This window comes from Pediococcus damnosus (assembly GCF_001437255.1).
Lineage (GTDB): Bacteria > Bacillota > Bacilli > Lactobacillales > Lactobacillaceae > Pediococcus > Pediococcus damnosus.
On record NZ_JQBD01000072.1, the window covers coordinates 1 to 9,859 of the forward strand.

Genomic DNA, 9,859 nt, shown 5'->3' on the forward strand with positions numbered 1-9,859 from the left:
GAGATGGGGAAATTCCATGTCTAATCAATATGAAAAACTAGTCGAGCAGCAAGCGCGTTTAAAACAAAAAATTGAGCGGGAAGATTTTAAATTACGGCAATCTAAATACTATGAAAATCGGCAAGCCCGCAAAGCCCGTTCTCGCCGATTAATTCAAAAAGGGGCTTTATTAGAAAAGTACTTCCAAGCTAATAACCTCTCGGTCGAACAAACCGAAGAACTTTTAAAAATATTTGCTGACTATGTTAACGCCCATNTTTTTGGGTCTACACTTTCTGGTGTTGAGAAACAATCAACACTGAACGTATAGGCCCTTTTTGGATAACGCAAAAAGACACCTACTCAGTGTCCATGCTATGCTTGTTAGCGTCGAAACCAAAAGCAAGCGAGGTTATGAGTAAATGTCCCAATACGATCCTACACTGTCCGTCCTTGGAATACCAGACCATAATATCAAAGTAGCCTTTGTTCGTCATGAATATCGCGGCAACGGGGTACGTCGCCGCCAGTATCATGTGATTGATGCCGAGCTGACTTACCGGTTAACCCGGTGCCCACTGTGTGGCTTTGAGGCCTTGCACCCTAACGGGTTTTACACGGCCCATGTGCGCGTCCTCAACGGGGTTGAAATGCCGACAGTCATTGACTTGTACAAGCAACGATGGCGCTGTCATAACTGTTACCACACAGTCAGTGCCAAGACGCCACTCGTGCAACCCAACCACACGATCGCCGCTCACATGACAGAACGAATCATGAAGTTAGCGCATGAACGGTTGCCGGTCAAAACCGTCGCCCGTATTATCGGAATCTCAGCCTCCTCGGTTCAACGGATCATTGACCAAAATCTCAAACTCCGACCGGCTCGCCGGCTACCCACGCGACTCTGCTTTGATGAGTTCCGTTCCACTCATGGCATGATGTCGTTTATCTGTCTTGATGCCGATTCACATCGTCTGATTGCCTTGCTTGGTGACCGATTCAATCGCACGATTAAAAACTTCTTCATCGCTCATTATTCACTCGCTGAACGCACTCGGGTCCAGACGGTCACCATGGACATGAATGCAGCTTATCAGACGAGTATTCATGAGGTTTTCCCCAAGGCCCAAGTCGTCATTGATCGGTTCCATATCATTCAACTTGCGGCTCGTGCCCTTGATCAGGTACGCGTCCAAGCGCTCAAACAGCTTGATGACAAGCACAGCCGTCCTTATAAGATCATGAAGACAAACTGGCGGCTTTTTCATCAAACTGCGCCTGACGCTAAACACAAACAGTTCCTGTTTGGTTTGAATGAAGACGTCACGCAACAGGAGGCCATCGATATCGCACTTGATACTGAGCCCAAGCTCAAGCAAACCTACGAGACCTACTTAGCGCTTCATGATGCTTTGATGGTGAAGAAACATCCCGCGGAACTGGCAAACCTGTTAGCTACTTACGAGCCAAACGGTACGGCAATGGACATGACGATCGCGACGCTTAAGCGACACAAAGTCGCTGTTCTCGCCGCTGTCACCAGCCCTTATTCCAACGGTCCGATCGAAGGGGTTAACCGCCTCATCAAGTCACTCAAACGATCCTGTTTTGGCTTCAAGAATCAGCTGAACTTCTTCAAACGAATCTACCAAATCACGGCATAACATGACAAAGACGGCTCCCCAAATGGAGAACCGCCTCAAATGATAAATTTATTCTTCAACACCAGTTGACGTAGAGCCAAAAAAATGTACTTAAGTCAGAGCTGCCGGCTTAGAAGAAGAATGGCATCCAAGCGCAGGAGCGGAAGCAACGGTTCGCTGCGAAGAATGGGCGGCAGCTGTAGCTGCGGTAACTGTAGTAGTGAACCCGGATAATTACAACCACAACGTAACGCTGGCAAGTTGGAGTAGTTGGCTTGCTTGGTTCAGTAGGCGCAGTTGGGGCGGTTTCGGCAGTACCGGCAGTACCGGCAGTGCCCGCGGTGCCTGCAGTACCAGCAGTTAACAGGTTTTTTATTGCATAAAAAAGGAGGACATAGTCCCCTGTAATAAAAAATCTATCCTACTAAACATTTTATAAATAAAGGTGATTTCTATGTCCTCTCTTAATCATTGTATTAAATTCGAGCTTGATATTAAAGACGAAAATATTGTTTTCAAAGACTATTTCTACAAAATGGTCCAGATGAAAAAGCACAAAATCTATGAAGCAGAATTGATTCAGCCTGCTTGTCCTTACTGTGGCTCCTTGGCTCTCCTGCATAATGGACATCTGATTACCAACATTCGCTATTTAACAGCTAATGCCAGCCATCCAGTAACTATTAGACTGGCTAAGCAGCGAGTTAGATGCCGTGATTGCAGTCGCTGGTCAATGGCCCAATCAGAATTGGCAAGCAAGTACTGTTCTATTTCTAATGCCTCTAAGCTAAAAATTTTGTCTGCGTTAACTGAAGATCGTTCGATGACCAGCATTGCCAGCGAAAACAATGTTTCTGTCAACACTGTTCAAAGAGTTTTAGGCAGCTGCTCTCACCGTTTCCTTGACAGCTATGAGTATCTGCCAGCTCATTTGGCTTTCGATGAATTCAAAGGCGTTGATCGTCAGCTGCACTTTATCTGCTTAGACGGCGATAGTCATCAAGTCGTGCAGATTCTTAGAACGCGTTATAAGAAGAATCTGCTTAAGTATTTTGGACGTTTTTCGCCTCAAGCCAGAGCCAACGTTAGAACCGTTACGATGGATCTCAACTTTTACTATCAGGACATTGTCAGAGCCTGTTTCCCTAATGCTCAGATTGTCATCGATCGCTTTCACATGATTCAAATGCTTACTCGTTCTTTTAACTCACTGAGAGTCCAAGTCATGAAGACCTTTGATAAAAGATCCAGACAGTATCAGCTACTCAAATCTCCCTGGAAATTATACTTGAAGAAGTTTGATGAGCTTGAAAAAGTTCATCCTCGCTACAACTGGCATTACAAAGACTGCTTAACTCAAACACAAGTAGTTACAGAAGGCATTAACACCAGCACTACTTTAGAGAATTCATATAACCTGATGCAAAGCTTTATTCAAGCCGTTGAAACTGGCAATACGCATGAGCTTAAATCATTGATTACCAGCAAAGATTCAATTGGAACCCTAATGCATAAGACGCTGCTAACTTTTAAATACAATCTAAAAGCGGTGCTTAACGGAGCAGCTCTACCTTATTCTAACGGCTGTCTTGAAGGCTTCAATCGCAAAATCAAACAAATCGAACGAACAGCTTTCGGCTATTCCAATTTTATCAATCTATTAACCAGAATTCGTTTAGAGGAAAATCAATATAAAGAAAAAGAACCAAACAGCCTTTTAATGACTGCCTGATTCTATTCATTTACTCTCTATCAACAGGATTTGACAAAGAGCCGTTAAAACATGACTAGTTTTTATCTTTATAATTTATTTTTATTAACGATTAAATTAGAATCTTGCCATACCTAATGCATGTTGAGCAGCTAGGTTAAGCAAACTCCATTGACGGTCAAATCCTGGTTGGAAGAAGAAGTCTTGTTCAGCCAAGTCTTCCAAGCGCATCTTATGACTAATTGCCAAAGCTAAAACATTGCCTTGAGCAGTAATATCATACTTAGAAAGGACAGCACCGCCTAAGATTTGGTGAGTATATGGATTAAAGGTTAAGCTGACATATACCTTAGGATTATCTGCTTCTGGGACATAAGCTGGACGCATATGATCTTCATAGAAGCTAGTTTGATAATCAAGCTTATTCTTAGCAGCTGAAAACTTATTTAATCCCGCAGTAGCGAAGTGATAGTCAAAGACGCTAAGAGCTGAAGCACCGATAACACCCTTGAAAGCGCGATCTGGCTTATCTTCAAAGATATGATCAACCACATATTGTGCTTCTCTTCTAGCAGTAGTAGCTAAAGCAATTGGCATTGGCTTACCTGCTGGAATAGAAAGTGGCAAAATTGCATCTCCAATAGCGTAAACGTCTTTAACATTCGTTCTCAAGTATGGATCAGTCTTAATCCAGCCTCTTTGATCTAAATCAACTGTGTCCTTTAGCCAATCAGTATTAGGAGTTACCCCTGCTGAAACAACAACCAAGTCAGCTGGTATATCGCCTTGATCGGTCTTGACGCTTTCAACTTTTTCATTACCGTTGAAGCCTTCAATTTTAACGCCCATCTTCAAGTCCATATTCTTCTTAAAGGTAGGTTCCAAAACATCAAGCAATTCAGGGTTCAAGTAAGTTCCTAATGGACGATCAATCATGTCCATTAAAGTTACATGCTTGCCAGCTTTAGCAAATACTTCACTAGCTTCAGTACCAATATAACCAGCACCAACAATAGCAACATTCTTAATTGCTGGATTGTTAACAGCACTCATTAACTTAGAAGCCCAATCACGTCCACGCATTAAATAGATATTCTTAAGATCATTGCCAGGTACTGGTAAAAACTTTGGCGTTACACCTGATGAAAGAATTAACTTATCATATTGAACTTCTTCTTCAGAATTATTGGTTAAATCCTTAACTGTTACTGTCTTATGTTCAGGATGAATCGCGGTTACTTCATGGTTGGCATAAACATGACCGCCCTTCTTTTCAACATCTTCAGGAGCAAAGTTTCTGACGTCATCTTCAGCCGTAACTTTATTTTCTAAGTATAATTGCATACCACAGGACATAAATGAAATAAAGTCGCCAGCTTCATAAACAGTTACATCTACATCATTATATTTATCCAACAGCTCAATTGCTGATTCATGACCACCATGTGAAGCACCAACAATTACAATTTTACGTTTATCCATAAAATCCTCCTAACACAATAGTTTCTTCATTACATTTTCAAGGGTAACACTTATTACTTAATGTCTATCATATTTTGCTCAATAAATTGATTAAAAATAAAAGTTTGGAGTTGACGCTCCAAACTTTTTTGCTATATTTTCTGCTCAACATCATGAATCTTCACAACTAATACAGTGCGAATCCAATCAAATTGGGCTTTCATTTGGTCAAAATATGCGCCTTCATTAATGAATTGACCACTGCCATGAATATGATAACCGCGACCCATTCCAGCGGTTCCTGAATAATTGTAAGAACCAATCGTAATGATCAGTTCATGTTTTGGATCTTTTTCAAAATCTTGTTCAATCCACTTGTATTCGGCATCTGTTTGTGCTAATTCAGCCTGATAAGGTGGACATCGAGATAATTCATAAGAAATTGTTGACGGTGATCGGTTCAGCCGAACGCCCATTTGGATATTGGACAGCCCTAGTTCACAAAAGGTTTCGATTTTAATTCGTTCGGAATAGGTTATACTAGACAAAAGATCAGCTCCTAAAAGATGGGTTTGTGGTAAACACCATTTTAAAGGAAGCTGATCTTTTTTGTCCGAACAGCGTTCGGATTAATTTTACAATCTACCATTAATCCTTTGACAATGCATCGTACGCCACGTCACTGACCGGTTCCAACCATTCAGAAGTCCCCGTAGTGATTGCGACATGACTAAACCAGCTGTCTTTTGTCGCACCGTGCCAATGCTTAACGCCATCGTGAATGGTAACCACATCGCCTGGGTGCAGTAGTTGTGCTGGCTTGCCATCCTCCTGATACCAACCTTCACCACCGGTAACAAGCAAGATTTGATAACCATTGTGATGAATATGCCAGTCATTGCGGCATCCTGGTTCAAATGTCACATTGCCAACATTTACATTGACATTGTCATCTGAACTAACTAAATTTTTTAAGTAACTTTGACCGATAAAATACTGCGCATAAGCGTCATTTTTATTACCTTGACCAAAAACATTTTGTGTTTCAAATTTTTCGTTTGCCATTACTTATGTGTCTCCTCTTCATCTGACCAAATTTCCTTAGCACGGTTAAACGCCGACCATGCCTTAGGCCACCCAGCGTAAAATGCAAGGTGGGTAATTTCAGCAACAATCTCGTCTTTTGTAATGCCGTTTTGTTTGCCAATTCGTAAATGAGCTTCTAATTGTTCTGTATTGCCGGCTGAAATAATGCTAGCAATCGTAATTAAGGAACGGTCATGAGCAGACAAAGCGTCTTCTTTGGACCAAACCTCACCAAATAAAACATCATCATTTAAAGCAGCAAATTGTGGGGCAAAATCACCCAACTGTTTGCGACCTGCTGTTTGTTTTTTAGCCATGTTAAATTCCTCCTCGATTAAAAACAAAGTGATTAACGCGATTAAATTCATTGAAACACTTAAAGTACACTTTAAGTAAAGCCCTAAATTTCATAAAAACTAAAAAGAGCGACTTAACAGGTACATAACCTGCTAAGTCGCTCTAAATCAAAATTATAGAAATTCAAAATGCCTACACTGCCTGAAACACTCGTTGCGGTATCGCCCGAATTAATCGTTATTCCGTTGATTATGAAGTCCCGACTGTATTAGCTGGAGGGCGTCCCCATTGATACCGAACCGTGAAGGTATTGTTAATCCGGAATGCATTTTGCCAGATTTACAATACGGACGGTCGAAAAGACTCAGTTTTCCACGAGGCTTTGCGACGAGGTGAAAGTCTCCGAACTTAGGAAGCTTAAACCGGTCCCACGGCAAGCGTGTCAATGGAGACAACCGCAAGCGGCATTCACCGCTATCATTTATTCTTCATGATTCAAACTGGCAAGGTAATTAGCAAAACCTTCGTTATCACTAATATGCCCGTCTACTTTTCCCTGATACCAATCAATCTTGTCGTTTAAAATCGTCATACTATGCTGCAATTCCTCAAACTCCTGAAGGAAACCACGCCGTACATTCTTCAATAACTGCAACCGTTTGGTGATCGTTGCATCCCCCTCAGCGCGCCAAGCCACATACTGTTTCAACTGTTCGATAGTCATTCCTGTACCCTTTAAGTGTAACAAGAATTTGATCCAGCTAGCATCTGCATCCGTATAATAACGTAACCCGTTGTCAGACCGATGTGGTTTGACCAAACCTTCCTTTTCATAATAACGAAGCGTTGGGCCTGACAACCCGGTTTTAGTTGCAAATTCACCGATTCGATAGCGCTTTTCTGTTACAGCTGTCTTTGTCGCCATTAACATTCCCTCCAGAAGTTGATATTCACATTAGTTAAAGTCGACTTTAACTCATAGCCCACAGTCTTGTCCACTATTGTGTCAAATGAACTAGCCATTGGCACCAAACAAGTTCAAAATCACAACGCCAACCAGAATGAATCCAATCCCAATCACATTGGCCAAATTGACTGGTTCCTTCCAAAACAAAACGGCCACTAACGTTGACAGCACAACGCCAATGCCAGCCCACAATGCGTAAGCAATATTGAGATTGACTGTTTTCATGCACACCGCCAGAAAGTAAAAGCAGGTACCATAAGCAATTAAGGCCCCTAAACTGGGCCATAATAGTGTAAATCCAGATGATGCCTTCAATAAATTTGTGCCAATCAATTCACCAACAATGGCTAAAGCCAGATATACATACCCCATTGTGACCACCCCGTAAAAAATTTGTCCCGACCCTCATAATGTCGCTAAAAAAAGCCGATGTAAAGCAAAAAGCCACCCGCAACGAGGGTGGCATCCTGATAAATTTTTGGTCCGATTTAAGCATTAATCAATTGTGGTTTTGTCTTCCCAATCATCACTTATTTATCCACATGAAGTGAACCGTGATCTGATTGTTTGTGACTCTGCTCATTATGTGAAACCGATTGTGGCGAATCCGTTTGCCGACGTGCCGGTTGAGACGATTTCTGTTGTTTCGGTTGCTTACTTTCTTGATCATTGATGTGATCGTCGAAGTACGTTTGCAACCGCCGTAGTTCATTAACCTGCGATTCAATCGAACCCAACATCTCTGTTTGAATCTTTTGAATCTGTAACATGTTCGGCTGATCCTGTTGAATCATATGGTCAACCTTGGAGTGCAGTACCCGAATTTCTTCTTCCGATTTTTGGTTAACGTGATAATCGTTAGCCGATTCCATCCGGTCATACTCTGCTGACCGGTTCTGACTCATCATAATGAGTGGTGCCTGGATTGCGGCAACCATACTCAAGAATAAGTTCAAAAGAATAAACGGATACGGATCGAAATGCACACCAAATAGGTGTAATGAATTAACAGTAATCCACAATAACATAATGAGAACAAAGGAAATAATAAAAGGCCAGCTACCCCCGAAGTGGGCAACAGCATCCGCAACCCGCTGACCAACTGTTAGTGAGTGTTCCAATTGCTGACGGACATCAACCACCTGATAGGTATCTTTTTGAAGTACCCGTGTAAGCTTTTGGTTCAGCTTATGATTCTGGCGATAGTCCTTCGCAATCATCTGATCCATCTTTAATAAACGGTAGTGGACCAAATGCTCACTACAGATAAAATCTTGGTTTGTCGCCTTTGGAAAGTCGAGACGAATCAACGCCCTCAACGGACCATCCAAATCTCCTAGGAAAACACCGTCTACGAGATCATATTCTTTATGATCAACGAGACAGTAAACCGTGCCGTTCAATTCTTGCATTAGACTAAAACACCTCAGTAAATGCTAAATTTCACGTGCGGCAAAGTTCACAGCATGGGTTAAATATCCAGTTATGAATTGCGAACACGCGGGACCGTCATCACTCGTTGAACATATATGATAATCTGCGTCTGACATAAAACCCACCTGCCTTTCCTAGGTTGACCTGAGTTATCGCTACAAACCCATTATAGAGGACACGCTCAAAAAAGTCCAAGCGAACCTACCCATTTCTGAGCGTAAATTGCAAGAACAAGTTAGCCAGTCGTTGAGGACAATCCCAGAACAGGCCGTTATCAAATAGAAGTTGTGGCGCTAGAGAGACTACTGGGCCATGCGGCGAACGCGCCGAGCTTCGGCCTCAAAGTTTTGCTGGGGTGTGCAGTAGCCCTGTTGTTTGCGAGGCAACTGATTCAAGCGGTCTTGCGTGGCCTGCACTTGACTAGGGCTAATGTCATCTAGGGACATGCCCTTAGGGAAGTCCTGGCGGATCATCCGGTTATGTGCCTCGTTGGTGCCACGGTCGCAGGACGTGTAAGGATGGGCGTAGAAGATCTCAGTTTCCGTCCCAGCAAAAGCAGTATTTAAGGCGGTGAACTCGGGTCCGTTGTCGGCTGTGATGGTCTTGATGCAAGCTCCCCATTCGCGCTTGATTCCACGCAATGCATAGCTCACAGAGTCTGCATCTCGTCCTTCGATCAAGCGGAGAAGTTGGCAACGGGTCTTGCGCTCAATCAGAGTCAAGATGACGCTCTCCTTGCCATTGCGTTTACCGACAATGGTATCCATCTCCCAGTGACCGAACTGCCTGCGTCGTTCAACGACCTTAGGCCGTTCCTCGATACTGCGGCCAGCCAGGCGCTTAGCCTTGGTGTGGTGCTGGTGAGAGGTCTTCCGCTTAGTCTTCTCCAACAGGTCGATATTTCGAATCTCTAGGCGGCCAATTTCAGCAGCAATCCAACGATTGGACTTCCCAGCTTGGCGGAATCCGGCCACTTTTCCGCGCTCGAGTGATGTTAAGTGCTGACCTTTTTGGCGGTGTGTGCTATCCTGTTTCTGCATCAAGACAATATCCTCTTCCATTGTTTGTGTAGGAACCTCAATGATACAGGATATCTGTTCTTGATGTTTTTTATTGTCCAAAAAATTTTGAGACAGTGGCTAACTTGATTCTAAAATGCGCGTCTTTTTGATTTTAGGTCAAGCGTAAAATCTGAAATTTTATTTTGATCTAGCTTACTTAAATGACCGATTTATTTAAAGTTTAAACCGGCTTTGGGAAAGCGATAAATATTACCAA

General features: G+C 42.7%; 9 protein-coding genes and 2 pseudogenes. 3 read left to right on the forward strand and 8 right to left on the reverse strand.

Going from position 1 to position 9,859, the window contains the following annotated elements; genetic code table 11:
- Nucleotides 1-16: 16 nt before the first annotated feature.
- The 3 genes from IV84_RS08235 to IV84_RS08245 form a co-directional block, all read left to right on the forward strand.
- Nucleotides 17-256: hypothetical protein (locus tag IV84_RS08235; RefSeq protein WP_155515911.1), on the forward strand; the 240-nt coding region annotated here is incomplete at its 3' end.
- Nucleotides 257-401: 145 nt separating this feature from the next.
- On the forward strand, nucleotides 402-1,646 hold the full coding sequence (locus IV84_RS08240) for an ISL3 family transposase (RefSeq protein WP_056986389.1): 1,245 nt from the start codon (nucleotides 402-404) through the stop codon (nucleotides 1,644-1,646).
- A gap of 433 nt (nucleotides 1,647-2,079) precedes the next feature.
- Nucleotides 2,080-3,357 (forward strand): ISL3 family transposase, encoded by a 1,278-nt coding sequence (locus IV84_RS08245; protein WP_056986390.1) that lies wholly within the window; start codon nucleotides 2,080-2,082, stop codon nucleotides 3,355-3,357.
- A gap of 96 nt (nucleotides 3,358-3,453) precedes the next feature.
- Here the strand turns inward: IV84_RS08245 and IV84_RS08250 are convergent, their stop codons facing one another.
- The 8 genes and pseudogenes from IV84_RS08250 to IV84_RS08285 all read right to left on the reverse strand — a co-directional run bounded on the left by IV84_RS08250 (nucleotide 3,454) and on the right by IV84_RS08285 (nucleotide 9,621).
- Nucleotides 3,454-4,818 carry an NAD(P)/FAD-dependent oxidoreductase gene (locus IV84_RS08250; RefSeq protein WP_046041507.1) on the reverse strand — a complete coding sequence of 455 codons (1,365 nt, stop codon included), beginning with the start codon at nucleotides 4,816-4,818 and terminating at the stop codon, nucleotides 3,454-3,456.
- Nucleotides 4,819-5,171: 353 nt separating this feature from the next.
- Nucleotides 5,172-5,345, reverse strand: a pseudogene (locus tag IV84_RS10930) (helix-turn-helix domain-containing protein); the annotation flags it as partial.
- Between the two features lie 100 nt (nucleotides 5,346-5,445).
- Entirely contained in the window at nucleotides 5,446-5,862 is a 417-nt protein-coding gene (locus tag IV84_RS08260) for a cupin domain-containing protein (protein ID WP_056986391.1), read from the reverse strand.
- Complete coding sequence (locus IV84_RS08265) at nucleotides 5,862-6,200, reverse strand: carboxymuconolactone decarboxylase family protein (protein ID WP_017260570.1); 339 nt, start codon at nucleotides 6,198-6,200, stop codon at nucleotides 5,862-5,864. Before IV84_RS08265 ends, IV84_RS08260 begins: the two co-directional genes overlap by 1 nt.
- 461 nt (nucleotides 6,201-6,661) lie before the next feature.
- The gene (locus IV84_RS08270) at nucleotides 6,662-7,105 is read right to left on the reverse strand and encodes a MerR family transcriptional regulator (protein ID WP_046871958.1); all 444 of its coding nucleotides are present in this window, start codon (nucleotides 7,103-7,105) and stop codon (nucleotides 6,662-6,664) included.
- Nucleotides 7,106-7,195: 90 nt separating this feature from the next.
- Complete coding sequence (locus IV84_RS08275) at nucleotides 7,196-7,519, reverse strand: DMT family transporter (RefSeq protein WP_046871959.1); 324 nt, start codon at nucleotides 7,517-7,519, stop codon at nucleotides 7,196-7,198.
- Between the two features lie 320 nt (nucleotides 7,520-7,839).
- Nucleotides 7,840-8,559 (reverse strand): annotated as a pseudogene (locus IV84_RS08280) (DUF1003 domain-containing protein); the annotation flags it as partial.
- Between the two features lie 324 nt (nucleotides 8,560-8,883).
- Entirely contained in the window at nucleotides 8,884-9,621 is a 738-nt protein-coding gene (locus tag IV84_RS08285; RefSeq protein ID WP_056986395.1) for an IS30 family transposase, read from the reverse strand.
- Between the last annotated feature and the right edge of the window lie 238 nt (nucleotides 9,622-9,859).

Bases quoted from the DNA above. Each gene is read 5' to 3' on its own strand.
- IV84_RS08250 (WP_046041507.1), bottom strand. From the start codon at position 4,818: ATGGATAAACGTAAAATTGTAATTGTTGGTGCTTCACATGGTGGTCAT.
- IV84_RS08265 (WP_017260570.1), bottom strand. From the start codon at position 6,200: ATGGCTAAAAAACAAACAGCAGGTCGCAAACAGTTGGGTGATTTTGCC.
- IV84_RS08270 (WP_046871958.1), bottom strand. From the start codon at position 7,105: ATGGCGACAAAGACAGCTGTAACAGAAAAGCGCTATCGAATCGGTGAA.
- IV84_RS08260 (WP_056986391.1), bottom strand. From the start codon at position 5,862: ATGGCAAACGAAAAATTTGAAACACAAAATGTTTTTGGTCAAGGTAAT.
- IV84_RS08240 (WP_056986389.1), top strand. From the start codon at position 402: ATGTCCCAATACGATCCTACACTGTCCGTCCTTGGAATACCAGACCAT.
- IV84_RS08285 (WP_056986395.1), bottom strand. From the start codon at position 9,621: ATGCAGAAACAGGATAGCACACACCGCCAAAAAGGTCAGCACTTAACA.
- IV84_RS08275 (WP_046871959.1), bottom strand. From the start codon at position 7,519: ATGGGGTATGTATATCTGGCTTTAGCCATTGTTGGTGAATTGATTGGC.
- IV84_RS08245 (WP_056986390.1), top strand. From the start codon at position 2,080: ATGTCCTCTCTTAATCATTGTATTAAATTCGAGCTTGATATTAAAGAC.